This is a genomic window from Streptomyces sp. NPDC002054, from assembly GCF_040296685.1.
In the GTDB taxonomy this organism is placed as follows: domain Bacteria; phylum Actinomycetota; class Actinomycetes; order Streptomycetales; family Streptomycetaceae; genus Streptomyces.
In genome coordinates this window covers 1-24,382 of record NZ_JBEOXT010000045.1, presented here as the reverse complement: position 1 = coordinate 24,382, position 24,382 = coordinate 1, and the positions used below count along the sequence as shown (strand labels likewise).

The following is a 24,382-nucleotide window of genomic DNA, read 5'->3' as shown; positions in this document are numbered from 1 at the left end:
CATGGCACCGGGGAAGGGTCTCCTGAAGGGGCTGCAGAGGGGGCCGCTGAAGGGTCCGCTGAAGAATCCGGATTTCCGGCGGCTGTGGACCGCGGGATTCGTCTCGGAGACCGGCGACTGGATATTCATGATTGCCATGCCGGTGTTCGTCTACCGGCTCACCGGTTCGGTTTCGGCCACCGCGACGAATTTCATCCTGGAACTGCTGCCCGGTCTGCTGCTGTCGCCGGTGGCCGGGGTGCTCGCGGACCGCTGGGACCGGCGCCGGCTGATGATCGGGGTGAGCCTGGTCCAGGTGCTGGTGCTGCTGCCGCTGCTCGCCGTCGACGGGCCCGGCGACCTGTACTTGGTCAACATCGTCACCTGTGCGCAGGCCGCGCTGGCCACCGTCTTCCAGCCCGCCAAGTACGCGCTGCTGCCCTCGCTGGTCGCCCCGGCCGACGTCGCCGCCGCCAACGGACTGGCCAGCCTGGGCGGCAACCTGGCGCGGCTGCTGGGCGCGTCCTGCGGTGGTTTCGTGCTGGCCGGGCTGGGGCTGCCGGGCGTCCTGGTGATCGACGCGGCCTCCTTCCTGCTGGCTGTGGCACTGCTGGCCCGCCCGTTCCGGGTGCCGCGGCCGGCCGCGGCGCGGGAGCGGGTGTGGCGGGCCTGGGTGGCCGGGCTGCGGGAGATCCGGGACCGGCGCGGGCTGCGGCTGATGGTGCTGCCGGTGGGACTGATCGGCTTGGCGCAGGGTCTGTTCGCGGTGCTGTTCGTGGTCTTCGTGACCGAGCGGCTGGGCGGCGGCGAGGGCGAGACCGGTCTGCTGCGCGGGGTCCAGGCGATCGGCGGCATGGCGGGCGGGGCGGTGATCGGCGTGCTGGCCCGGCGTACCGATCCCGGCCGGCTGCTGGGCCGGGCGCTGCTGGTGTTCTCCGCGATGACCGCCCTGACCTGGAACAGCGCCTACCTGACCACCGCGATCTGGTTCCAGGCAGCGCTGTTCGCGGTGCTGGGGGCGCCGGGGATCGGGGTGTTCGCGGGCCGGATGGCGATCGTCCAGCTGCACACCTCGGACGCCACCAGGGGGCGGGTGCTGGCCTCCTTCCAGAGCGTGTTCGACGGGTTCACCGCCCTGGGCATGGCCTTGGCGGGCTCGCTGGCCGGGCTGCTCGGGCTGCCGCTCGCACTCGATGTGCAGGCCGCGCTGCTGGGGGTGGCGGGGCTGCTGGCGCTGTGGCACTTCCGGCCGACGCGGGTGGCGGGGGTCGCGGGGGTGGCTGGGGACGTAAGCCCGCCTTCTCCTGATGGCGGGCCGGAAGGCTGCGTGGCCGGGGCGGGTGGCCGGTCTCACGACGCCGACCGGGTTGCGTAGGTTGCCTGGTTGACCTTGACCCTGGGGAAGACCGGAGCGTAGCGGGCATGGAGGAAGACGCACTGCTCAGCATCGGCGCGTTCGCCCGGCGGGCGCGACTGTCGCAGAAGGCCCTACGGCTGTACGACCGCCAGGGCCTGCTGCCGCCCGACCATGTCGATCCCGTCACCGGCTACCGGTACTACCGGGAGAGCCGGCTCGGGGCCGCCCGGCTGGTCGTGCGGCTGCGCGGGCTGGACATGCCGCTGGCCGAGGTCGGCGCGGTTCTGGCTGCCCCGGCGTCGGAGGCGGCCCGGCTGGTGGCCGCGTACTGGGACGGCGTCGAGCGCCGCCTCGCGGCCCAGCGGGAGCTGGCGGCGTACCTCCGTAACCATCTGCTCGGAGACGAAGGGGTCCTGGACATGTACGAGATTCAGCAGCGCGAGGTGCCGGAGCAGCTGGTCCTCACGGAGCAGCGGCACATCACCCCGGAGGAGCTTCCGGGCTGGATCACCGCGGCCCTGGACCGGCTGGCTCCGGTGGCGGAGGCACACGGGGGCTTCTTCGGGCACCCGTTCGTCGTCTATCACGGCGAGGTGACCGAGGACTGCGACGGCCCCGTGGAGGTCTGCGTCCCGGTGGACCCGGCGCGGGCGGCCGAGTTCCCGGTGGCCAGTCGGATCGAGCCGGCCCATGTGGAGGCTTACACGCGCGTGACGAAGGCTCAGGTGGGCTATCCGCAGATCCTCTCTGCGTACGACGCGGTGTACGCCTGGGCGGAGGAGGAGGCCCGCACGGTGTCGGCGGCTCCCCGCGAGGTCTACTTCGTGGAGTGGGACGAGGTTGCGCCGACGGACCCGGCTTGCGATATCGCCGTTCCGTTGGCCGACGCCGGCTGAGCCAGGCGCCGCAACACGAAGGTGGGCCCGCGTCCGAGGACGCGGGCCCACCGTTTTGCATGTGATCTGCATCACGCAGACCGAGGCGATCGCTGCGAACAACCGCCCCGAGGGCCCTCCAGGCGAAGGAGTGGCTTGGGTACCGAGTTTCCGGCCTCATGCGCGGTAGCGCACGTGGGCCGGACAGCTCCGGACAGAGCCGGACAGGGGTCGACGGCGTCATCGCCCACCGATCCGTCGGCAGAGCTGTCGCCACCTTGAGATCGCCGCGCCCGACGGCATCTCCCGTGCCGGACAGGCCCGGACAGTGCCGGACGGTTCCGGAGGGCAGCCGGACGGCAGCGCGCGGTTCTGGACGGCGGCCCGCACGGCACCGGGCGCGCTTGAATTGACGGCTCGTCAGATTGAGGTCCGGCGCAGCAACTGGGCATGGCCGGGAGCCCGTTGCGGCCCGCTCGGGGCCGGGTCATGCTGCTGTCCTGCCTTTCGCGAGAGAGGCGTCCGAGGGTCTGCGAAACCCTCTGCACCACCCTCCAGGCGAACGTCTACATCAGGAGTGACTCCATGCTGTGGCTCTACGTTCAGGGGAAGGGCTGGGTCCTCCAGCCCGCCCCGCCCGCCCCCTCCGGGTGTGTCATCACGCCCGTCGTCCACCCCGGCTTCGGCTTCACCCGCACAGCCAGGGCAACCGTCGTCTTCACCGCCCTGCTCGGCCTGGCGTGGATGTGGAGCGACGGGCACGAGATCGAGGTCATCGGCGCGGCTCTCGCGGCAGTGCTCATCGAGATCCTCGCCCGACCGGTGCGCCGCACGGTCCGCCTCGTGCGTCGGGGTGGCGCAGGCAGCCCGTGGCACGGTGCCCGATGACCGCGCGCGAGGAGTTCAGCCGGGCCCTCCTGGATGCCAAGGTCTACAGCGGCCTGAGCATGCGGCAGATCGCCGAAGGAGCGGATCCAGCGCTTCCGGTGAGTCTTGTGGCGTCCGTCCTCAATGGAGGATCCCTGCCGGGCAGAGACCGGTTCGAGCGCCTCCTCACCGGATTGCAGCTCCCCAAAGACCACGCCGACCATCTGCGTGTCCTCCGTAATAGGGCAGTGAACGAGTCCGGTCGGGAACGTCCGCCGACGCCACGCGTGCCGGAGCCGTCGTACGTCGTGAACGGCGGCAACGTCACGATTCAGCAGTACGGCCCGTCGTCGGAGTCGGTTCCGCAGTACGGCCGCCCCAGCCCCCTGCATGTCACCACACCCGCCGACTTCGTCGCGGCCCTCAACGCCGTGCACATCTGGGCCGGCAAGCCGACGCTGCGGAAGCTGGTGGCACTGGGCAACGGCATCCTCAAGCGGAGCACGGTCAGCGACATGCTGAACGGCTGCACGGTGCCCTCGCTGGACCGGTGCACGGCCTTCCTCCGGGCCTGCGGCATCTCCGACGTGGAGGACTGGGTGTTCACCTGGCGCCGGCTGAAGGCCCTGGAACAGCCCCACGCCGCCCCGTGGCTCCCCGGGGCATCGGGCTGAGACCGGTGCGGGCCGGGCAGGGTTTGCTGCATGAATGACAAGATTCCTGCCCGGCTCGCCGAGGACCCTGATGGCGGTCTGTACCGACGCACAGCTCAATGGCTGGGCGGCAATCCGCACCGCGGACGTCGCCAAGGTCCGCCGGCGGGGCGACCGGACCTGCCTGACCATCAGGGCGTTGCAGGGCTGCGGCCCAAGTCGCTCCGGATCCGCGAGGTCGACACGGACGGCCGGTACGAGCAGACCCTGCGGGAATTCGCCGGTCCGCGCCCCTAGATATGCGACTCGTGTTGAATACACGACAGGTGTTGATTAGCTTGGAGACATGATCCGGATCGAGTTGTGGGCAGACGTGGTCTGCGCGTGGGCGTACATCGGCAAGCGGCGGGTCGAGGCGGCGCTGCGGGGGCGGGAGGGAGAGGTCGAGGTCGTGTGGCGGCCCTTCCGGATCGATCCGATGACTCCGGCCGAGGCGGCGCCCCTGGCCGAGGTACTGCAGGGCCCGCTGGTCGACGCGGCGTTGCAGCAGTGCGCGCCGGGGCTGTCCGCGGCCGAGAACCGGGTGCGGGTGTCCGAGATCGCGGCGGCCGAGGGGCTGGGTCCCCGGTGGGGAGCCGCCTGGCGTGCGTCCAGCCATGACGCGCACCGGCTGATCGCCCTGGCGTACGAGCACGGGGGCGCACGGCTGCAGGACGCGGTGGTGGAGGTGGTGCTCCGGGCGCACTTCGTCGAGGGCCTGGACATCAGTCTGGCCGAGACGCTGGACGGGGTCGCCGGTGCCGCGGGGTTCTCGGAGGGCGGGCCGCTGCTGCGTGCGGGTGGTGGTGACGCGGCGGTCAGGGAGTTGCTGCTGCGGGGCAAGGCGATCGGGGTGACGACCTCTCCCACGCTCGTGGTGCACGGTGAGGCGCTGGTGGGTGCGCATGCGCCCGAGGTGATCGCGGAGTTCGTGGCCCGGGCGGCGGAGGTCGCGCCCCGGGTACTGCCGGCGGAGGTGGAGCGGTTCCGGCATGCGGAGACCCTGCTCGACAAGGGTGATCCGCTGGGCTGTCTGTCGTTGCTGCAGCCGCTGATGGACGCGTACGAGAAGGACCAGAACGTACGGCTGCTGGCGGCGCGGGCGTACTTCCGTTCGGCGCAGTTGGGGCGGGCGCGTACGACGCTGGAGGCGTTGGTGGCGGAGGTGCCCGACGACGCGTACGCCCGGCTGATGCTGGGGCGCGTACTGGAGCGGCAGGGCCTGGGCGAGGAGGCCGCCCCGCATCTGCGGATCGCCTCGGCGATGGATCCGTCCCTGACGAGGCCTGCTGTGCGATAAGTGTGGCTTAAATGACAGGTGTTGCTTTTGCGTCATGAGTTGCTGATTCTGGGGGCATGCCGACCAACTCGAACACCAGAGGCGCCTCGCGCGACCCTCGCGCCCGGCGGACCAGGGCACTCCTTCGGGCCGCCGTCCTGGAACTCTCGATGGAGAAGGACCTGGACGGCATCACGATGGGTGACATCGCCGAGCGGGCGGAGGTGAACCGGGCCACCGTCTACCTCCACTACAAGGACCGCGAGGATCTGCTCCTCGACGCCACCGAGAGCACGATGGAGGGTGTCGTCGAGGCGGCGCGGGCCTGCCGGCTGACGGCGGATACGCACCGGCTGTTCGAGGAGACCCCGGTCCACCTGGTGAACCTGTTCGGCCACGTCGACCGGCATCGCGCCCTCTACCGCCGGATGCTCGGCGAGGACGGCAGCCCCCGGTGCTCCGCGCGGCTGGAACGGCTGTTGGCGCAGGCCTGGTTCGAGCAGCTGCTGGCGGAAGCCGGGCCCGGCCCGCTGGACGAGGACACCCTGCTGATGCGCGCGCACTTCCTGAGCGGAGGGATGCTGGCCGTCATCGCCCGGTGGACCCGGGGCGAGCTCGACGGCGAGGAGGGCGAGGGGGGCGCTGGCGGCATGGGTGTCGAGCGCGTCGCGGGGCTGGCCTGGGCCCTGATCCGCGGCCGGGGATGACGGAGAGGGAGACGGAGGCCGCGGGAAGGGCGGTTTGGTGCGCTGCCGGGGGCTCTCGCTGCCTCAGCCCGGGGTCCCGTGTGCTCCCGTGCCGCGGCGGAGCAGGTAGGCGGCGGCGGTGGTGACCAGGAGCGTCATACAGGCGATGAAGACCAGGCCGGCGCCTTCCAGGCCGAGCGGGGCGGCCAGTAGGCCGACGCCGATCACCGGGACGGAGATTCCGGTGTAGGCCACGACGAACAGGGTGGAGATCACGGCTGCGCGGTGGTCCGGGGGCGAGGCTCCGGCTACGGCGGAGAGGGCCCCGCGGAAGGCGAGGCCCTGGCCGACGCCGCCGAGGAGGGCGCTGAGGACCACCAGGACGAGCAGGTCCCAGTGGAGGGCGGCGGCGAGGAGGGCGAGGCCGAGGAAGAGCCCGGCGCAGCCCACCGGGAGGGAGCGGGCGACGCCGACGCGGTCGACGGCCAGTTGGCCGGCGGTGGAGGCGAAGAAGGCGAGGGCGACGATCAGGCCGCTCACGGCGTGGTTGGTCACGTGGAGGGACTGGGCGAGGAACGCCGGGCTGACCGAGGTGAAGACGCCGAACAGGGCGAAGCCCACGAAGGAGGCGATGGCCGCCGGGGCGAAGACCGCCCGTACCTGCGGGGGCAGGGCCAGGGGCTGGGGGCGGACCGTACGCAGGGGCTGCCGGTCGCGGACCGTTTCCGGGAGGCGGAGCAGGATCGCGGCCGAGGCGGCGATCAGGGCGAGGTGGACGGCGAAGGGGAGGATCAGCGGCCAGGGGGCGTACTGGGCGAGGAGGCCGGCGAGGAGCGGGCCGCAGCCCAGGCCGCCCATGTTGGCGGCGGTGGCCACGAGGGTGGCGCGGGCGGCGCCGCCGGCGGGGGCCAGGTCCATCACGTACGCGGTGGCGGCTCCGGTGAAGAGGCCGGCGGACAGACCGGAGAGGAGCCGGCCGGCGTACAGCCAGCCGAGTCCGGTGGCGCAGAGGAAGCAGAGGGCGCTGGCTGCTGCGAAGCCCAGGCCGCAGAGCAGGACGGGGCGGCGGCCGACGGTGTCGGAGGCGTTGCCGGTGAGGAGGAGTACGGCGATGACGCCGAAGGCGTAGACGGCGTACACGACGGTCACCGTCAGCTCGGAGAACCCGAACTTCTCCTGGTAGAGGCTGTAGAGGGGGGTCGGCAGGGTGGTGCCGGCCATGCATACGGCGAACACCGCTCCGCTGAGCAGGCACTGGCGCCAGCCCCGCCGGCCACTGTCAGGGTCCTGACGGTGACCGCGTCCCGCCGTGCCCGGGCGGCGCGGCGGGACGGGGCGGGCGGGTGTCATGCCGGGCGGGGCTGGGGGCGGGTGGTGCCCGGGAGGCAGGTGACGGAGGGGTTGAAGGTCTGGTGGAGGCCCTTGGGGTTCTCCTTCCAGAGCCACAGGTGGAGGGCGTAGTGCACCGGCTGGCCGGGGAAGTTGCCGCGGTTGGGGCCCTTGAACGGAGTGCCGAAGAGGGTGGGCCGGTCCTCGTCGGTGGCGGTGTTCTGGTCGCGGTCGTAGACCACCCACTGGACGCCGACGAGGCGTTTGCCGCCCTTTCCGTCGTCTTCGTAGAAGAGGGCGGCGGGTTTGGCGGGGTCGACGGAGTTGTCGAGTGCGTGGTTGAAGTGGGGGTAGCCGAGGGCGCCCGAGCCGGCCCGGTCGGCGACGCAGTACGTGTCGGGGACATAGCCGTCCCGGACGGCGTTGGCGTGGAGGTGGTAGGGGGCGGTGGCGCGGTAGGTGAGGGCGCGCTCGAAGGCGGCCCGGCCGCTGTCGGGGCCGGCCGCGGTCGCGGTGACCGCGGCGGGGCCGGTGACGGCGGCCAGGGTGAGGGTGGCGGCTGTGGTGAGGGCCAGGGCAAGTGGTCGGGCCATGCGCGGACTCCTTGGGGCGGGCTGGCTGCGGGAGGGAGCCTTTCCCCGGGTTCGGCGGGCCTGCCACAGGGGGCCGCTGGACGGCTGACGGCCGTCGGTGCAGCGGGGCGGGGGTGCCGGTCGCGGCTTTTCCCGGTACGGGCCTGGCCGGGCGGGGTGGCGGGGGCCGGGCGGGGTGGCGGTTGCGGCTCACTCGAACGTGCCATGGGCCGTTTCGGGTTCCGTGCGGGCAGGGAACCGGTGTGTCCGCGGAACGCGAGTGTCCGGATGTCCGGGTGTCACGGAGGGTGCGGAACATGGCGCAGGAGAAGGCGGCACCCGGCAGCGGTGCTGCGCTGCAGGAGATCGTGTCGGCCGTGTCGAAGGGTGCGCCGGAGTACCGGACGTGTCCTCATGCGATGTACGCGGCGCTGCGCGAGCAGGCGCCGGTGTGCCTGCTGAAGCCGCCGCACGGGGTGGACACCTACCTGATCACGCGGTACGAGGACGCCCGGGACGCGCTGTCGGATCCGCGGTTCAGCAAGAACATGCGGGGGGCCCTGGACACGTACCACGCGGTGTACGGGAGCTTCTTCGACGCGCTCGACGACAACGTGCTCTTCTCGGACCCGCCGCGGCACACGCGGCTGCGCCGCACGCTGAGGGGTGCCTTCACGCCCCGCCGGGTGGAGGAGATGCGACCGCGCGTCACCGAGATCGCGGAGGGGCTGCTGGCGGCGTGCCGGGCCGGCGGCGAGGGCGGCGAGCCGGTCGATCTGATGTCGTCGTTCGCGTTTCCGCTGCCGATCGCGGTGCTGTGCGAGCTGATGGGTATTCCGGAGAAGGATCGTCCGGAGATCCTGGAGCACTTCTCGGTGGTGACCCGGGCGCGGTTCGATCCCCGGCTGAAGGCGGAGCTGCGGGCGGCGGAGGAGTGGCTGCAGGAGCGGTTGGGGCAGCTGATCACGCACACGCGCGAGCATCCGTCGGACTGTTTCCTCAGTGACCTCATCCGGGCGGAGGAGGGTGAGGAGGGTCTGGACGACGCGGAGCTGGTGTCGTCGCTGTGGGTCATCTTCTTCGCCGGGCACAAGACCACCGCGTACCAGATCGGGAACTTCGTCCTCAATCTGCTGCTCCATCCGGATCAGTTGGAGATGCTGCGGCGGGATCCGGAGCTGATTCCGCGGGCGGTCGAGGAGATCGTGCGGTTCGAGGGCTCGGTGGAGACGTCGACCTTCCGGTACGCGGCGGAGGACGCGGAGGTCGCGGGGACGCTGATTCCCAAGGGGTCCCTGGTCCAGATCGCCATCACCTCGGCCAACCGCGACCCCGGGAAGTTCGACTCCCCCGATGTGCTGGACGTGACCCGCGAGGGCTTGCAGGGGATGCACCTGGGCTTCGGGCACGGGACGCACTACTGCCTGGGGGCGCCGCTGGCGCGGCTGGAGCTCGAGGTGGCGCTGACCTTGCTGTTGCGGGAGTTCCCGGAGCTGGAGCTGGCGGATGCGGAGGAGAGCAAGGGGGCGTGGCTGAAGGGGCCGGTGGCGGCGTTCCGGGGGCTGGAGCGGCTGCGGCTCGTGCTGGAGCCGGCGGGATCGCTGGCTGCGGTGGCTGCGGTGGCTTCCGAGAAGTGACTTCGACCTGATGGGTGGTGGCTGGGCATGTCGGATTCGGCGCGTACCTCCGGACTGCGTCTTTTGGGGATGCCGGCGGACGAGCTGCAGATCTCCGAGGTGGGGAGCGTGGAGCTCTCCGGGGTGGCGCGGGTCGATTCCGCTGCGGTCCCGGCTGCGGCGGCGCACGCCGTTCAGTCGAAGATCGACATGCATCATCATTTCTGCGCACCGGAATGGCGTGAGTGGGCGGAGCGTCACGGGCTGATCCGGCGGGAGCAGTTGCCGCCGTGGGCGCAGCTCGACGTGGCGGCCTCGGTCGGGTTCATGGACCGTGCGGGGATCGCGACGGCGGTGCTCAAGCCGATGCTGCCGGCGCGCTACGAGTCCTCGGCGCAGCTGCGGGAAGCGATCACCATCACCCTGCGCTCGATGATCGAGGTGGCGCAGTCGCATCCGGGGCGGTTCTCGTTCTACGTGCCGCTGTTCCTGGACGATGCCGATGCCTCGTCGTGGGCGGTGCGCCGGGGGCTGGGGCAGCTGGGTGCCGTCGGGGTGAACGTGACGGCCAATTACGGGGGCGTGTACCTCGGGGATCCTTCGTACGACCGGGTGTTCCACGAGCTGGACGACTGTTCCGCGGTGGTGGACACCCATCCGCACCACCTTCCGGGCGGTCCGCCCGGTGCGGGCGGTGCGGGCGGTCCGGGCGGTCCGGGCGGTCCGGGCGGTGCGTCGACGGTGCCGGGGATCCCGAACTTCCTGTGCGACTTCCTGCTGGACACCACGCGGGCCGCCGTGAACATGATCAGCCAGCGGACGCTGGACCGGTTCCCGAACATCTCGGTGATCCTGCCGCACGCCGGCGGCTTCCTGCCGTACATCGCGATGCGGATGCAGGCGCTCGGGCGGTTCTGCGACCCGCCGGTCGATGCGGGGGCGGTGCGGGACTACCTCCAGCGGTTCTACTACGACACGGCGGGCCCGATGGCGGCTGCGGGAACGCTGCTCGCGCACGTGCCGGCCGATCACGTGATGTTCGGTACCGACTGGCCCGCGGCTCCGGCCGACACGGTGACGGATCTGGCGCTGCCCGTCCTCGATGCCGATCCGTTCATCAGCCCGGCGCAGCTCCAGGGGATCTACCGCGACAACGCGCTGCGTCTGATCCCGCAGCTGGCGACGGTCTGAGAGGCTGGGTCGGCCCCCGGGGGCCGACCCAGCAGCCCTATCGGGTGTAAGGACGGGTAAGGATTTCCATGTTGTGGCCGTCGGGGTCGTCGAAGTACGCGCCGCGACCGCCGAAGAGGGCGTTGGTGCGACCGGCTTCGGTGTGGTGGGGGTCTGCGTAGTAGGTGACTCCGACCGCCTCCAGGCGGGCGATCATGGCGTCGAACTGTGCGTCGGGGACCAGGAACGCGTAGTGCTGGGACTGGATGGGCTCGTCGGTGAGCTGGTAGTAGTCCAGGGTCACACCGTTGCCGAGGTCCACAGGCAGGAAGGGCCCGAAGGGGGCGCCGACTTCCAGGCCGAGGACGGCGGCGAGGAACTCGGCCGACAGCTGCCGGTCCTTGGCGTGGACCACGGTGTGGTTCAGCTGGACGGTGGTGACGGGCGGTTCGTTCGGGGTGTGCGGCATGGGGTTTCCTCTGGTTCCTCTCCGGGTGGATGTTCGATGAGTGGGGCCCGTGGGCGGGCTCCCGTCGAAGACGCGGAGAGGGGAGGGCGGGGCTCTGGCCGCCCGGCGCGCGCTCACGCCATGGCCGGGCGCCTCACTCGTGCATGGCCTGTGGCCGACCCGGTCGTCATGCCGATGATCATACGTCCTGCCGCAGTTTCCGGACAGTACGCAGGCGACCGCCGCCCCGCCCCCGCCTCCGGGAGAGGGCAACGCCGGCCAGGCAGATGGCACCGCCGAGCAGGGTGAGCCGGCCGGGAACCTCGCCGAGGGTGGCCCAGGCGATGAGGACCACCGCGGCGGGCACCGCGTAGGTGGTCGCGCCCATCTTGCCGGCGGTGGTCCGCGACAGGGCGTACGTCCAGGTCGTGAAGGCGAGGGCGGTGGGAAACAGGCCCAGGTAGAGCATGTTCAGGGTGGCCGGCAGCGGTGCCTCCGGCAGCTCGGTGACCAGCTGCCCGGCGAAGGGCAGGGTGACGGCGGTGCCGACGAAACAGCCGTACGTGGTCACCTGGAGCGGACTGGCGTGGCGCAGGGCGGGCTTCTGGGCGACCACGCCGGCGCCGTAGGCGAGGGCGGCGAACAGGCAGAGCAGCACGCCGGTGAGGGAGGCGGGGCCGCCCTGGGAGGTGGACAGGCCGACGACGGCCGCGCCGGCGAACGAGACGGCCATTCCGGCGAGCAGGGCAGGCGGGAAGCCTTCCTTCAGCAGCCAGCCGCTGAGCAGGGCGATCACGATCGGGCCGATGTTCACGACCATCGCGGCGGTGCCGGCGTCCACCTGCTGCTCGCCCCAGTTGAGGGCCACCATGTACAGGCCGAACCAGAGCACTCCGGAGACCAGGATGCCGGGCCAGGCCTTGCGGGGCGGCAGCGGGACCTGCTTGACGAGCAGGACGCAGCCGAGGGCTAGGGAGGCGGTCAGCAGGCGTCCGAGAGCGAGGGCACCGGGGCTGAAGTGCTCGGCGGAGACCCGGATGGAGACGAAGGCGGAGGCCCAGAGGGCGACGGTGACGCCGGCGGCCGTCAGAGCGCGAGAGTCGGTGCCGGTGGCGGTGCCGCTCGTGGAGCCGGTGTGATCCATGACGTGAACCTATTCGGCGTGGGGGCGGCCCGGCCGGATCGATCGGCTCAGGGTGTGCCAGGGGACGGTGTCGCCGGGCTCGAGGAAGTACCGCTCGATCTCGGTGAAGCCGTGGGCGGCGGCGAAGCGCAGGCCGTCCGGGTTGGAGCCGAGGACGACGGTCTCGACGGTGGTGGCGCCGAGGGCGCGTGCCGCGGCCAGGGCGTGCTCGTACAGGCGGGTGCCGAGTCCCGCTCCGCGGTGGTCGGGGAGGATGCGGGCGATGACGGTGGCGGTGGCGGGGTCCTCGGCGGGGGGCCGGACCGTGGAGCAGCCGACCAGGGTGTCGCCGAGGTAGGCGACGTCCAGGTGGTTGCGGCCGGAGCGCTCGCGGACGTCGGCCAGGGAGAGCGGGTCCGCGGGGATGATCAGGTTGTGGACGTACTGCCAGTCCAGAAGCAGGCTTTCGGCCCCGGGCCGGACCCGTTCGAAGCGAAGATCGGTATCGGTCACCGGAGCAGCAGACCCGCTGATCGCCATGCTGTCAACGGAATTCGGCCACGCCTCCGCTCTGAACGGTTTTCAACACTCGACGTCTGGTCCCCCAGTCCTTCGGCTCGGGACTGGGGGCTGCGGACGTCACATCAGATGACGGCCTTTTCGATGGCCTCGAAGATGTCGGCGTCGGTCTCCTGCTGCCAGGACGGCAGGTCGGGCCAGTCGGCCACGTAACCCGGCTTCGGGTCCTTGAAGTGCTTGAACATCTGGGCCGTCCAGCATGTCGCGACGAAGCGGCTCTTCTGCTCGCGGGACAGCCTCGATGTGTGGCCGCCGCTGATCTCGATGAACTGCCGGACCTGGTCGTAGACCGACCCTGCGGCCTCGCGCTCCCACTGCGGGGTGTCCTCCCACGGGGTCACGTAACCGGCCTTCGGCTCCCCGGGGAAGTACTGGTGCACTCCCGCGATCCAGGTTTCCCGGAACAGTCGTGCACCTTCGGTCTGCGACATGCCTACCCCTCTCGTCACGGCGTGCTCAGCGTGGCGATCTCTGCCCCCAGCTCCGCTACGCGGTGGTCACGGCTCAAGGGCCCGAACTCGTCGCACAGAGCTTGGAGTCTACGGGCGACATAGCCGGATGCTGAGGCTCGGGCCAGGCTGACGGCTTCCCGCCCGTACGCCAGAACCTGGTCTGCGTCACGCCGCTTCGCGCCGATGGCGGCCAGACTGGTCAGCACTGCACCCCGGCGCCGATACGACTGCCCCGACGCAAGAGCGGTCTGCGCCAGTGCGGTCTTCAACGTCGCCTCCGCCCGGTCCAGGCGTCCGAGCTGCACGTACCGCGCTCCGCGCTCCTCGGCCAGGCGGGTGCCGTCGAAGCGGAGCCATCCGCCGTTCGTACTGTCCGCGGTGAGGTCCCTGACCTTCTCAGCCTTGTCGAGCGCGCGTTCGCATGCTGCGAGGTCGCCGAGGCCGGCGTAAGCCTCCGCTTTGACCGAGGCGACCCAATGCTGCGTCGAAAGATCGCTGTCCCCTCGCCCAGCCAGCCGCTCGGCCGCGCCCAGCATCTGCGCCGCCTGGCGATAGCGCTGCTCGGACATGTCCACGTAGGCGTGGCGTACGAGGGCGCAGGCCCACAGGTCGTACGCGCCTGCGTCCTTACTGACCGAGGCCGCGAGTGAGTACGAGGCTGCGGCATCGGTGTACCTGTTCCCGTCGAAGGCGACTTCGCCGGCCATCTGGAACAGGTCGGCCGCTGCGCTCAGGAGGGGGCGGGAACTGCCTCGGCTGGCGGCCAGTGCTTCGTTCAGAGTCGTCAGCTGGTCACGGATGACGGGGTAGACCGAGCCCTTCGAACGCGCCAGTTGGTAGACCTGCCACAGGTGGGCGTTCATCCGCTCGAAGTCGGCGGGCGTCCCCCTCAGCACCCCATCGGTGAGGGCCTCGGCCTCGTCGATGGGCAGGGCCGTCAGTGCCCCGCTGACGGTGAGGATGCGGAGGAATTCGCGGCGGATCATTTCGTCGGGGTCTCCCGCGCTCGGGTGGTCACTGGACTGCCGCCCTGTGGCCTCCTGTCCTGCGGCTCGTAGCTCTGTCAGGAGGGCGTCAAGCTCTTGGAGGCTGACTTCGAGGGCGATGGCCAAGCCTCGCCGCTGGGGTGGCTGCGGTTCGATCCTGCCGCTCTCCCAGCGCCCGACCGTCGTGCGGTCCACGCCGAGTAGCCCGGCCAATTTCTCCTGACTGTAGCCCAGGGTCTTGCGCCGTTCGGCCAGCCCCATGACGACCCCTTCCCGCGACTGCGAAGCCTGCGGCACCCGTGCACGGATCTGATCCAAGAATGCGGCATATACGCCGTGGAGTCCGTCGACTTCCGGCGCTTTCCTGGGAGTTGTCGCGAATGGACCGGGCATGACGCAGCGGAAGGGTGCTGATATGGCAACGCAGAACGGCGCGGAGGGACACGTCCACGAACGGCCTTCTCCGCCTCTCGACCTCGCTGCGGAGCCTCGCCTCCTCATGACGCTTCACGTCTCCCGCGACTCCGGTCGTACGTGGTCTCAGACGACGCGTGTCCAGTCGGGTGACCCGTACGTCATCCTCTCGGACCCGGGCCGCTACCCGCCGTGCGAGTGCCCGCGCTGCGGTGGCCAGCCGGTATCCGCCCGTGCACTCAGCCCGGCGGCCGTCACCACCCACAAGTAGTGCTAGCCCCGCCTGCCTGGCCCCTTCTTCTGTATGGAGTTCCTACGTGGAGAGCGCACCACTCGCCCCGTCCCGGCACCCTCGCCCCCCTCGCAACGAGAGCTGCGGGGACTGCGGCGGCAGTGGCGCCGACTCGTCCGGCAAGAGCTGCGGCACCTGCAACGGGCTCGGCGAGATCTACTGCGACGCCGGCCGTCAGGGCTTACGCGCGCCGTCACGTTCCTTGATCTGGAAGGTAGGCCTCTGATGGCCCACGCTCTGATTGCTTCACCGTTCCTCGACGGGCATCTGCTCCTCAAGCCCGGGGCTCGGTCCGGGGCCCGTATCCCCGCCACCGACTACAACGAGCTGCGTCGGGCCGCCGCCGTCGGCGAGCCGCTGCCCGCATGGGCGGTACACACCGCCGCCGAGATGTGGGGCTTGGACCTCATCGGCCGACGCGCGCAGGGCACGGTACTGGTGCGTGAGCCGTCCCCGTACGGCTACTGCCGCGCCTCCTGGGAGATCAACCTCGGCTGCAACTTCGGCTGCAAGCACTGCTACCTCGGCGAGCGCCCCTTCTCCGGCCTCGGCTGGGAGGACAAGGTGCGGCTGCTGGACATCATGCGCGAGGCCGGTGTCCTCTGGCTCCAGATCACTGGCGGCGAGCCCACCATGGACCCGGACTTCCAGGGCGCCTACCGGTACGCCTGGCAGGCCGGAATGATGCTCACCATCTCCACCAACGGCTCGCTGCTCTGGCGGCCGGACCTCCTCAAGCTCTTCCAGGACTGCCCGCCCTACCGGCTGGTCGTCAGCATGTACGGGGCGAGTGAGGAGTCCTTCGACACGCTCACCCAGCGCCGTGGCGCGTGGAAGGCGTTCCGGCGCGGCATGGACGCCGCACGCGAGGCGGGCCTGCCTCTGCGCATCAATGTCGTGGTGACGGAGGACAACGCCTCCGAGGCGGACGAGATGGCCGCCCTCGCCTATGGGTGGAACGTCGAGAACCACGCCTACACGAACATGACGCCCACGATCTACGGCGGCGGCGAGCCGCTGCTTGCTCAGTCCGCCGACCATCTGCGGCAGCGCAAGCCGTTCGTCGGCTGCAACGCCGGACACACCTTCTTCCACGCCGACCCGCACGCCAAGGTGTCGATCTGCAAGGTCGGCCGGGACGACCAGATCGACCTCATGGCCGAAGGCATCGACGGCCTCACCCGGCTCGGCGCCATCGCCGACCGCCTCATGCTTCGCACCGGAGGGTGCGAGGGCTGCGCCCTGTCCGGCACCTGCCGGGTCTGTCGCCCCCTGGCCAAGCACTACCAGGAAGCCAAGGCGCCGCTGCACAGCTACTGCCAACACGGCGACAAGGAGAACGCATCATGACACCGCCCGTACTGGTGGACCTTCTGCCCGGCCCGCCAACCTCGGCCCGCCGTGCGGCGCCGCCCGTCGCCGCCCTCTCGGTGACCGCCGTCCTGGACCTGGACGACGTCGTGGAGAGCGCGGAGTGCTCCTGCGACGCCGGCGACGACAACCCCCACTGACCTCAGATCAAGTCGGTTCCGCTCAGGCCCTGGCGTGTTCGCGTTGGGGCCTGAGCCCTGACCCGCCAACCGCTAGGGTGCCGCTCATGTTCTTCCGCTGGGACTGGCTGCGGCCGGTGCTGACGGCGCCGATCGTGCCGACTCTCGGCCCCGTCCATCCCCACGTGCTCACCGTCGACCTCTTCGAGGACATCCTGCGAGCGGCTGTCATCGACCGGTCTTTCCTCCACTACGACAAGGACCGGCGCTGGAGCAGCGAGAAGGACGAGACGGTCCTCTGCAGCGATGTGGTCCATCAGCCCGACCACACCCTCATTCCCACCCTGACCCGGCGTGGACGCGGCACCGTCAAGGTCTTCGCCTACGGGCACCGTGGCAGCGTCGTGGATGAAGCCGCCGAGCTGGCGATGAAGCTCGCCGCCGTGCACGGCGCGATGCGTGCCCGGGTTGTGCGCCCGCTCGGCCCCGAGGCCGGCTTCCCGCGCGGCACACGCATCCAGCTGAAGGACTTCACCGCCGGCCCGTGCCCCGACCTCGGCGGCCCGGTCCGCCCCGTGACCGACTGGCCGACCGCCGTGCAGGAGACCTTCGCGCCGTTCGCCACGGCCATGGCCGCTGATGGCCTGGCCTTTCTCCACGTCCAAATGCAGGCCGGCCGGTGCGGCCCGGTCCTCGCCGCCGCCGTCGAGGACCGAATCGTGGGCGCGATCGGCCCCATGGAAGTACGCCCCGACGCGATCGGATGCCCCCAGCTCATGCCCCAATACTTCGCCGTCCTGTCCGAGGCGCGAGGGCAGGGCCTGGGCCGCGCCCTGTGGCGGGCCGCGATGCACTGGGGTCAGTCCCACGGCGCCGCCTACCAGCTCCTCCAGACCGAGGTCGGCGGCCCATCCGACAGGCTGTGCCAAGCCGAAGGACTGACCTCCCTTGGCTTCAGCCACACCACATCGGCGTAACCGCGGGTCCGTACGCTGGCCGGCAACTCGGGCGGGCTTCGGACCTGACCGCAAGAGGGTGCTGCGAGAAGCGTCTGCCTCGCGGGTAAGCTGCCGGCCTCGGCGCGGCCGAGCGGGACGTTCCTACGTGTGCCTTTGCCGGTCCGCTCTAGCGTACGACGGGCCCGTTCCCGGCCCGCCAGTCGTTGATGCGTTTGCGGATGCTCGGCACCATGGGGAGGTCGTCCACATCTTCGGGGTGAACCAGGCAACCTCGTGGGACTCGTCTGAGGTGCGAAGTGTTCCGCCGGTCGGCCGAGCCAGCAGACAGATGGAGAACTCCTGCCTGACCTCGCCGTCGTCATAGGCGAAGACGTGGCCGGGGTTGGTGTACGTCCCGACGATGCCGGTGATCTCCACAGTCATGCCGGTCTCTTCCAGTGTTTCGCGGGCCGCGCACTCTCCGATCGACTCGCCCAGCTCCATCTTCCCGCCGGGCAGGGCCCACATGCCGTTGTCCGTACGGCGCTGCAAGAGGACCCGGCCTTCGTCGTCCACGACGACTGCTGACGCCGCCGGCACCAGACTGTTCGCCTTCGGGGCGTTCGGGTCGTCCTCGTAGTCACGCCTGGGCATTGTGTCTGGCCTCCCGGAGCGTAGGCGTGGGGTCCGGCGATCTTCGACAGGAAGATCAGAAGGTGCCGGAGGGGGTCGGGGCAGGGTCCTCGCCGGGTGGGGCCGGTGGGCCCGGTGTGGCATGCAGGACGACCTGCCAGGCTTGGGTTAGTTGTTCGCGGAGGTTGTGGCCGGCCAGTTCGTGGATCTGGGGGGAGCCGTGCAGGGCGGCCTCGATGCCGGTCATGAGCAGGAGGACGAAGACTTCGATGCGCTGGGCGTCGAGGCCGGTCGAGCCGGTCAGGAGTTCCCGCAGGGTGGGGAGCCAGGCGCTGTTCCAGTCCAGGGCCGGGTCCGCGTGGTCGCGGGCCAGGCGAGCCGCCGCCCGGACGGCGGTGTCCTCCTCCAGCAGCGCGGCCAGGGTGTGGGTGAGGTCGATGACCGCTTGCAGGGCGGGCATCGGCGTCCCGTGGAGGTGCCGGAGGCCCGCCCTGGTGGCCGCGCTGCCGCATTCGGTGACGGCGGCGGCGAGTGCGTCCTTGGTGGTGAAGTGGAAGGTGAGGGCACCCATCGAGACGCCGGCGGCTCTGCTCACCCGGGAGAGCGAGGTAGCCGCGTAGCCGTGTCGGTCGAATTCGGCCGAGGCGGCGGCGATCAGAGCCTGCCGCGTCAGCTCAGCCCTGTCTTGCCTTGCCACACACCGGAAGCTACTCGGGCCTCCGTCCCCAGTGGACCCTGCGCCAGCCTGGTCCCGTGATTTTGGCAAATATCTGTATGTGGCATGGAATTTATGTCCGATTTTCGGTCCTCCGGACGGCCTGCTCCAGTTCTGCGCAGACCGCCGGAGTGGCGACCCCCGGCAGCAGGTAGCGCCACATCACCGTGATCCGCTCGGTCAGGTCCGCGTGCTCGTCGGAGATCCGCGACATGATCTGGGTGCCGGTGTAGGCGGCCACCAGGATCCGGGCGAACTCCGCCTCGTCTACGCCCGGCAGCAGTTCGCCCCGCTGCTGCGCGACGATGAGCTCCTGGCGGAACGTTTCGATCCACCACTCGTGGATGGCGAACTCCTGCAGTCCCGACTCGCCCTGCTCGACGGCGAGTTTCACCCCGGCGCGCAGCAGGACGTTGTGCTGCATCTCGGAGGCCAGGTACAGGGTCATGTCGACCAGGTGCCGGAGTCCTCCCGGACCGGGCGGGAAGTGCAGGTCGCCCGCCTGTTCCAGGATGACGGCGCGGGCCAGGCCCTCCTTCGACTCGAAGTGGAAGTACACCGCGCCGGCCGTGACCCCGGCCCGCTCCAGGATCTTGTTGATGCTCGCGCCGGAGAAGCCGTTCTCGTCGAACACCTCGGCCGCGGCACGCAGGAGCACCTCGCGGGTGCGTTGTGCCCGGCCCTGCTTCAGTTGTGTCAGTACTGCCATGTAGGCGCGGCCCCTGTCTCGCCAGGACAATAAAAAGAATGACCTTTATTTTACGTGGGCGACGCTGCACCGCACCAGCCTGGGGACGCGTCAGGGGCGGGCGAGTTTCCGGAAATAGGTCCAGCTGGTCTCGTTGGGTTCGGTCCAGCCCTCCGGGGCGTGGGCGAACTCCGGGTGGCGGTCGGCGATGTACGACCGGATGCGGTCGGGGACCTCTGCGTACGAGGGGAGCTTGCGGCCCCGGCAGTGGAAGGTGAGGCCGCCGGGGCGGGCGCCCTGCTCCATCCAGGGCAGCCAGGGCGACATCCGGGTCCAGGTCATGGTGGCCGGAACGGTCGGCTCGGCGGTGTCGAGGACGTCGGCCGGGGCGAAGAACTGGAAGAGTTCCAGGGCCCGGTAGGTGTCGTCCGCCGAGTTCGCCGGGAAGGACTCGACGGGCAGCGGGGAGGGGTAGGCCAGCGGGATCTCCAGGCTGAAGCAGACCTGGTCCCCGAGGGCGGTGGTGGGGATGGGGAAGGGCCGGAGCCTAAGGTTGGCCGGGTCGTTCCAGACGTGGACGACCTTGGCGTCCTGCCAGGTCTCCAGGATCTCGCGGCTGCCCGGGTCGAGGTAGAAGGAGGCCTCGCGGGAGAGCAGCAGGTAGCCCTCGCCGTCCTCGGCCAGGCGGGAGACGTTGATCCCCTCGAATCCGAAGAGCCGCTGGTAGGGCTCGCCAGGGGCCCAGGACCAGACGTCTCCGGTCCAGTGGTAGGTCACCTCGCTGCCGTCGAGCGAAGCACGGGTGCGGGCGAACGCCCGGAGCAGCTCACTGGGTGTCATGCACCCCACTCTGATATTCCCGGAGCGGGTTCGGCAAGGTGTGCCAGGGTGACCGGTATGAACGTTCGATTCCCTCGTCCCCTCCGTCCAGGTGACCGCGTCGGTGTCACCTCCCCCTCCAGCGGTGTGCCCGAGGCGCTGCGCGCCCGGCTCGCCGCCGGGGTCAAAACGGTGGAGGCCAGGGGGTACGAGGTGGAGCTCGGCCGGTGCATGGACGGCACCGGTCACGTCAGCGCGCCGGCCGCCGAGCGGGCCGCGGAACTGATGCGGATGCTGACCGATCCGGAGATCCGGGCCGTGGTGCCGCCGTGGGGCGGGGAGCTGGGCATCGACCTGCTGCCGCTGCTGGACTGGGAGCGGCTGCGGGCGGCCGAGCCGACCTGGCTGGTCGGGTTCTCCGACCTGTCCACGCTGATGACCCCGCTGACGGTGCTCACCGGGTGGGCGACGCTGCACGGCAACAACCTGATGGACACTCCGTACCGGACGCCGGAGGGGCTTCTGTCCTGGCTGGACGTGGCGGCGCTGGAGCCGGGCAGCCGCTTCGGCCAGCGCCCGCCGGGCCGGCACCGGAGCTCCGGCTGGGACGACTACGCGGCCTTTCCGGAGGTGAGCGAGCTCCTGCTGGACGGGACCGGCGGGTGGCGGCGGCTGGACGGGACCGGCGCAGTCGATGTGACGGGACGGCTGCTCGGCGGCTGCACCGAGATGCTGTGCAATATCGCCGGGAGCCGGTACGGGGACCTCGCCGGCTTCGCCCGGGAGTATGCGCCGGACGGCCTGATCGTGTACGTGGAGGCCTGCGAGGACGACGCGTTCGCCATCTGCCGCAATCTGCACGGCATGCGGCTGGCCGGTTTCTTCGAGGCCGCGAACGCCGTGCTGGTGGGGCGTACCTCGGCTCCGGACCGTCCCTCGATGTCGCAGGACGAGGCGGTGCTGGATGCGCTGGGCGGGCTGGGCGTGCCGCTGATCGCGGATGTGGAGTGCGGGCACGTGCCGCCGTACCTGCCGATCGTGAACGGGGCGCTGGGGCGGGTCGTGCACACGGCGGACCGCAGTGAGCTGGTTCAGACCCTGGTCTGAGGGGCCGGCACCGTACCGGCCGGCCCCGTGCCGAAGGTGCGGCGGTAGGCGCCCGGGGTGGTGCCGAGCGCGTCGTGGAAGCGGCGGCGGAGGTTGACCGCGGAGGCCAGGCCGACCCGGGCGGCGACGGATTCGACCGGGAGGTCGGTCTCTTCGAGGAGGGCGCGGGCCGCATCGATGCGGCGGCGCAGCAGCCACCGGCCGGGGCTGGTGCCGAGCTGTTCGGCGAACCGGCGGGTCAGGGTGCGGGCCGAGAGCCCGGCGCGGGCCGCAAGGAGGTCGACGGTGAGGGGTTCGGCCAGGCGGGTCTCGGCCCAGTCGAGCAGCGGGGCGAGGGAGTCTCCGGGGCGGGCGGCGGCGGCCGGGCGGGCCGCGTACTGGAGTTGGCTGCCCTCGCGCTGCGGGGGCAGCACCATGCAGCGGGCGACCTGGGCGGCGTACCCGGCTCCGTGGTCGGAGCGGACCAGGTGCAGGCAGAGGTCGATGGCGGCGCCGCTGCCCGCGCTGGTGGCCACGTCGCCGTGGTCGACGTAGAGGACGTCCTCTTCGACCCGGACGGCGGGGTGTTCAGCCGCGAGCAGGCCGGTGCGGCGCCAGTGGGTGGTGGCGGTGCGGCCGTCGAGCAGGCCGGCCCGGGCCAGGACGAAGGCGCCGGTGCAGAGCGAGACGATGCGGGCGCCGCGCCGGTGGGCCGCACGCACTGCGTCCAGTACGGGTTCCGGAATCCGCCCGCCGGGCGGCTGCCAGCCGGGGACGAGGACGGTGTCGGCGGTGGCGAGGGCGTCGAGGCCGTGTTCGACGAACAGGGCGTGGCCGTGGGTGGTGGGGAGTGCGCCGGGGTGCTCGGTGCAGACCCGGAACTCGTACGGGGTGGGCAGGCCGGGGCGGTCGGCGGCGAAGACCTCGGCGGCGCAGGCGAGTTCGAAGGGCGACTGGGGGCGGCCGAGGACGGCGACGACCCGGTGCGGGCGCGACATGGCGGGATCGTACCCAGGGGTGTCCATCCGGACTCTGCCCGGGACGTTCCGGGTGGATCACAGTGGGGGCATGAGTGAGCAGCAGCCGGCGGAAACGGGACTGACGGAAACGGGACCCTTGAAGACCGTGGTCCGGGTGGAGGACGTCGAGGCGGTGGAGGTGGTGCCCGGGATCACGAGGCGGCGGCTGCCGGCCACCGAGGGGGCCCGGGGCTGGCTGATCGACTTCGCGCCGGGCACCGAGTGGCCGGCGGTGGACGTGCACGCGGCGGAGGAGCGGTACTTCGTGCTGGAGGGCGAGGTGATCGAGGGCCCGGAGCGGCACGGCGCCGGCACCTACGTGGTGTTCGCCCCGGGCAGCCGGCACCGGCCGCGGACCGAGACCGGGGCCCGGATGCTCGGGATCAGTCTCGAGCCGGAGCCGGGCCCTGGCTCGGACCCTGGCCCGGGTGCGGGTGCGGGAGCTCGTCCGAGTCGCTGAGGAGCAGTTTCTTCTGCGGTTTGCCCATGGCGTTGCGGGGGAGCGTGGCGCGGAAGCGGACCTCGCGGGGGCGTTTGTGGACGGCGAGGCGGGTGGCGACGAACTCGGTGAGTTCGTCGCCGGTGACGCCTTCGGCGACGACGAACGCGACGATGCGCTGGCCGAGGTCGGCGTCGGGGACGCCGAGGACGGCGGCCTCCTGGACGCGGGGGTGGTCCAGGAGGGCGTTCTCGACCTCGCCGGCGCCGATCCGGTAGCCGCCGGATTTGATCATGTCGATGGAGGCGCGGCCGACGATGCGGTGGACCCCGTCGGCGGGGTCGATGGCCGCGATGTCGCCGGTACGGAACCAGCCGTCGGCGGTGTAGGAGGCGGCGGTGGCCTCCGGGTTGTTCAGGTAGCCGGCGAACAGGGTGGGTCCGGTGAGCTGGAGTTCGCCGATCTCGCTGCCGGGTTCGGCAGCGATGCGGGTGCGGATGCCGGGGAGCGGGGTGCCGACGGTGCCGGGGCGGGGGGCGGTGCCGGCCCGCCCGCTGACGGTGATCAGGGTCTCGGTCATGCCGTAGCGCTCCACCGGGCGGTGGCCGGTGAGCCGTTCCAGATCCAGGGAGACGGGGGTGGGCAGCGGGGCGCTGCCGGAGACCAGGAGGCGGGCGCCGGCCAGGGCGGCAGCGGCGGCCGGGTCGCGGGCGATCCGGGTCCAGACGGTCGGCACGCCGAAGAGGAGGGTGCCGCCGGCCAGGGCCGCTTCGGCGTACCCGGCGGGGGTGGGGCGGCCGGTGTGCAGCAGGCGGCTGCCGGTGCGGAGGGCGCCGAGGACGCCGAGAACCAGGCCGTGCACATGGAAGAGAGGCAGGCCGTGGACGAGGGTGTCGGCGGCGGTCCAGTCCCAGGCGGCGGCCAGGGCGTCGAGGTCGGCGGCGAGGGCGGCAGCGGTCAGGACCACGCCCTTGGGCGGGCCGGTGGTGCCGGAGGTGTAGAGGATCAGTGCCGGGTCCGCGGGGTCGGGGGCGGTCCCGGTCCGGTCGGAGCGCCGGGCGAAGTCCACGGTGATCTCGTGGGCGCCGGAGTCGCGGAGGATGTGGTCCCGTTCGGCCGGCCCGGCGTCGGGCGGGACGGGGACCACGGGCACTCCGGCGAGCAGTCCGCCGACCACCGCGGCGACGGTTTCCAGCGAGGCGGTCGCGGTGACCGCGACGGCGGGGGCGCCCGCGATGTCGGCGGCCACCGCACGGGCGGCGCCGAGCAGTTCCTCGTACGAGCAGCTGCGGCCGGCGATCGTGACGGCGTCCGCGCGGTCGCCGAAGGTCCCGTCGAGTGCGGTGAGCAGCACGGCGGCAACTCCTCTGGTAGTCGGGGTTCGCTGTCCAGAGTGCCACCCGGCAGCGGGTGGCACCCTGGCAGGGGTCCCCTAGATCACGCCCTGGGCGAGCATGGCGTCGGCGACGCGTTCGAAGCCGGCGATGTTGGCTCCGGTGACGTAGTCGCCGGGCGCGCCGTACCGCTCCGCGGTCTCGTACGACACCGCGTGGATCGACCGCATGATCGCGGTCAGTTCCTCTTCGACCCGGTCCGGGGTCCAGGCGGTGCGAGAGGCGTTCTGGCTCATCTCCAGGGCGCTGACGGCGACCCCGCCGGCGTTGGCCGCCTTGCCGGGGCCGAAGGCGACTCCGGCCTCCTGCAGGAGGCGGACCGCTTCGGGGGTGGTGGGCATGTTGGCGCCTTCCGACACGGCCCGGACCCCGTTGCGGACGAGCGTACGGGCGCCCTCCGCGTCGAGTTCGTTCTGCGTGGCGGAGGGGAAGGCGACGTCCGCCG

At 71.3% G+C, this 24,382-nt stretch carries 26 protein-coding genes and 2 pseudogenes; 14 read left to right on the top strand and 14 right to left on the bottom strand.

All coding sequences use genetic code 11. From position 1 onward, the window contains the following. Position 1: 1 nt before the first annotated feature. The 7 genes from ABT123_RS32085 (at position 2) to ABT123_RS32055 (ending at position 5,756) form a co-directional block, all read left to right on the top strand. Positions 2-1,354: an MFS transporter gene (locus tag ABT123_RS32085; protein ID WP_351321125.1), complete on the top strand. Its 1,353-nt coding sequence runs from the start codon at positions 2-4 to the stop codon at positions 1,352-1,354. A 47-nt stretch (positions 1,355-1,401) separates the two neighbouring features. Beyond that, the gene (locus ABT123_RS32080) at positions 1,402-2,232 is read left to right on the top strand and encodes a MerR family transcriptional regulator (protein WP_351321123.1); all 831 of its coding nucleotides are present in this window, start codon (positions 1,402-1,404) and stop codon (positions 2,230-2,232) included. Positions 2,233-2,796: 564 nt separating this feature from the next. Continuing rightward, complete coding sequence (locus ABT123_RS32075) at positions 2,797-3,099, top strand: hypothetical protein (RefSeq protein WP_351321121.1); 303 nt, start codon at positions 2,797-2,799, stop codon at positions 3,097-3,099. Beyond that, the gene (locus tag ABT123_RS32070) at positions 3,096-3,752 is read left to right on the top strand and encodes a hypothetical protein (RefSeq protein WP_351321119.1); all 657 of its coding nucleotides are present in this window, start codon (positions 3,096-3,098) and stop codon (positions 3,750-3,752) included. Before ABT123_RS32075 ends, ABT123_RS32070 begins: the two co-directional genes overlap by 4 nt. Before the next feature lie 30 nt (positions 3,753-3,782). Beyond that, positions 3,783-4,028, top strand: coding sequence for a hypothetical protein (locus ABT123_RS32065; RefSeq protein WP_351321117.1), 246 nt, complete (start codon positions 3,783-3,785; stop codon positions 4,026-4,028). A gap of 49 nt (positions 4,029-4,077) precedes the next feature. Next, entirely contained in the window at positions 4,078-5,070 is a 993-nt protein-coding gene (locus tag ABT123_RS32060; RefSeq protein ID WP_351321115.1) for a DsbA family oxidoreductase, read from the top strand. A 56-nt stretch (positions 5,071-5,126) separates the two neighbouring features. Further along, positions 5,127-5,756, top strand: a complete 630-nt coding sequence (locus tag ABT123_RS32055) for a TetR/AcrR family transcriptional regulator (protein ID WP_351321113.1) — start codon at positions 5,127-5,129, stop codon at positions 5,754-5,756. 63 nt (positions 5,757-5,819) lie between these two features. On the opposite strand, the gene ABT123_RS32050 is transcribed toward ABT123_RS32055, so the two are convergent. Next, entirely contained in the window at positions 5,820-6,956 is a 1,137-nt protein-coding gene (locus ABT123_RS32050) for an MFS transporter (RefSeq protein ID WP_351321111.1), read from the bottom strand. A gap of 125 nt (positions 6,957-7,081) precedes the next feature. Beyond that, positions 7,082-7,657: a hypothetical protein gene (locus ABT123_RS32045; RefSeq protein WP_351321109.1), complete on the bottom strand. Its 576-nt coding sequence runs from the start codon at positions 7,655-7,657 to the stop codon at positions 7,082-7,084. A 296-nt stretch (positions 7,658-7,953) separates the two neighbouring features. On the opposite strand from ABT123_RS32045, the gene ABT123_RS32040 reads away from it, so the two are divergent. After that, entirely contained in the window at positions 7,954-9,273 is a 1,320-nt protein-coding gene (locus ABT123_RS32040; protein ID WP_351321107.1) for a cytochrome P450 family protein, read from the top strand. Positions 9,274-9,300: 27 nt separating this feature from the next. Then, on the top strand, positions 9,301-10,443 hold the full coding sequence (locus ABT123_RS32035; RefSeq protein WP_351321105.1) for an amidohydrolase family protein: 1,143 nt from the start codon (positions 9,301-9,303) through the stop codon (positions 10,441-10,443). A 37-nt stretch (positions 10,444-10,480) separates the two neighbouring features. On the opposite strand, the gene ABT123_RS32030 is transcribed toward ABT123_RS32035, so the two are convergent. The 5 genes from ABT123_RS32030 to ABT123_RS32010 form a co-directional block, all read right to left on the bottom strand. After that, complete coding sequence (locus ABT123_RS32030) at positions 10,481-10,891, bottom strand: VOC family protein (RefSeq protein ID WP_351321103.1); 411 nt, start codon at positions 10,889-10,891, stop codon at positions 10,481-10,483. Positions 10,892-11,069: 178 nt separating this feature from the next. Next, positions 11,070-12,014, bottom strand: coding sequence for a DMT family transporter (locus ABT123_RS32025; protein WP_351321101.1), 945 nt, complete (start codon positions 12,012-12,014; stop codon positions 11,070-11,072). 9 nt (positions 12,015-12,023) lie between these two features. Then, entirely contained in the window at positions 12,024-12,506 is a 483-nt protein-coding gene (locus tag ABT123_RS32020; RefSeq protein ID WP_351321099.1) for a GNAT family N-acetyltransferase, read from the bottom strand. Between the two features lie 131 nt (positions 12,507-12,637). Further along, the gene (locus ABT123_RS32015) at positions 12,638-13,003 is read right to left on the bottom strand and encodes a hypothetical protein (RefSeq protein ID WP_351321097.1); all 366 of its coding nucleotides are present in this window, start codon (positions 13,001-13,003) and stop codon (positions 12,638-12,640) included. A 14-nt stretch (positions 13,004-13,017) separates the two neighbouring features. Further along, positions 13,018-14,271 (bottom strand): NsdA family TPR-like regulatory protein, encoded by a 1,254-nt coding sequence (locus ABT123_RS32010; protein WP_351321184.1) that lies wholly within the window; start codon positions 14,269-14,271, stop codon positions 13,018-13,020. Positions 14,272-14,941: 670 nt separating this feature from the next. Here ABT123_RS32010 and ABT123_RS32005 point away from each other — a divergent pair. The 3 genes from ABT123_RS32005 to ABT123_RS31995 all read left to right on the top strand — a co-directional run bounded on the left by ABT123_RS32005 (position 14,942) and on the right by ABT123_RS31995 (position 17,183). Then, positions 14,942-16,066, top strand: a complete 1,125-nt coding sequence (locus tag ABT123_RS32005) for a radical SAM protein (protein ID WP_351321095.1) — start codon at positions 14,942-14,944, stop codon at positions 16,064-16,066. Then, positions 16,063-16,227, top strand: a complete 165-nt coding sequence (locus tag ABT123_RS32000; protein ID WP_351321093.1) for a hypothetical protein — start codon at positions 16,063-16,065, stop codon at positions 16,225-16,227. Before ABT123_RS32005 ends, ABT123_RS32000 begins: the two co-directional genes overlap by 4 nt. A gap of 86 nt (positions 16,228-16,313) precedes the next feature. Continuing rightward, positions 16,314-17,183 carry a GNAT family N-acetyltransferase gene (locus ABT123_RS31995; protein ID WP_351321091.1) on the top strand — a complete coding sequence of 290 codons (870 nt, stop codon included), beginning with the start codon at positions 16,314-16,316 and terminating at the stop codon, positions 17,181-17,183. Between the two features lie 148 nt (positions 17,184-17,331). Here ABT123_RS31995 and ABT123_RS31990 read toward each other — a convergent pair. The 4 genes and pseudogenes from ABT123_RS31990 to ABT123_RS31975 all read right to left on the bottom strand — a co-directional run bounded on the left by ABT123_RS31990 (position 17,332) and on the right by ABT123_RS31975 (position 20,020). Then, a pseudogene (locus ABT123_RS31990) lies at positions 17,332-17,798 on the bottom strand (NUDIX hydrolase). Between the two features lie 55 nt (positions 17,799-17,853). Beyond that, positions 17,854-18,474 carry a TetR family transcriptional regulator gene (locus ABT123_RS31985; protein WP_351321089.1) on the bottom strand — a complete coding sequence of 207 codons (621 nt, stop codon included), beginning with the start codon at positions 18,472-18,474 and terminating at the stop codon, positions 17,854-17,856. Positions 18,475-18,565: 91 nt separating this feature from the next. Continuing rightward, positions 18,566-19,201 (bottom strand): ScbR family autoregulator-binding transcription factor, encoded by a 636-nt coding sequence (locus ABT123_RS31980; RefSeq protein WP_351321087.1) that lies wholly within the window; start codon positions 19,199-19,201, stop codon positions 18,566-18,568. A 90-nt stretch (positions 19,202-19,291) separates the two neighbouring features. Then, complete coding sequence (locus ABT123_RS31975; protein WP_351321085.1) at positions 19,292-20,020, bottom strand: DUF1838 family protein; 729 nt, start codon at positions 20,018-20,020, stop codon at positions 19,292-19,294. A 57-nt stretch (positions 20,021-20,077) separates the two neighbouring features. On the opposite strand from ABT123_RS31975, the gene ABT123_RS31970 reads away from it, so the two are divergent. Next, positions 20,078-21,106, top strand: a complete 1,029-nt coding sequence (locus tag ABT123_RS31970; protein ID WP_351321083.1) for a S66 family peptidase — start codon at positions 20,078-20,080, stop codon at positions 21,104-21,106. Here ABT123_RS31970 and ABT123_RS31965 read toward each other — a convergent pair. Beyond that, complete coding sequence (locus ABT123_RS31965; protein ID WP_351321081.1) at positions 21,091-22,083, bottom strand: GlxA family transcriptional regulator; 993 nt, start codon at positions 22,081-22,083, stop codon at positions 21,091-21,093. The two genes, ABT123_RS31970 and ABT123_RS31965, sit on opposite strands and share 16 nt — an antisense overlap. Before the next feature lie 70 nt (positions 22,084-22,153). Between ABT123_RS31965 and ABT123_RS31960 the strand changes: the two genes are divergently transcribed. Further along, complete coding sequence (locus ABT123_RS31960; RefSeq protein WP_351321079.1) at positions 22,154-22,564, top strand: cupin domain-containing protein; 411 nt, start codon at positions 22,154-22,156, stop codon at positions 22,562-22,564. Here the strand turns inward: ABT123_RS31960 and ABT123_RS31955 are convergent. Both ABT123_RS31955 and ABT123_RS31950 read right to left on the bottom strand, forming a co-directional pair. Next, complete coding sequence (locus ABT123_RS31955) at positions 22,488-23,894, bottom strand: AMP-binding protein (protein WP_351321182.1); 1,407 nt, start codon at positions 23,892-23,894, stop codon at positions 22,488-22,490. The two genes, ABT123_RS31960 and ABT123_RS31955, sit on opposite strands and share 77 nt — an antisense overlap. Before the next feature lie 81 nt (positions 23,895-23,975). After that, positions 23,976-24,382: pseudogene (locus ABT123_RS31950) on the bottom strand (NADP-specific glutamate dehydrogenase); the annotation flags it as partial.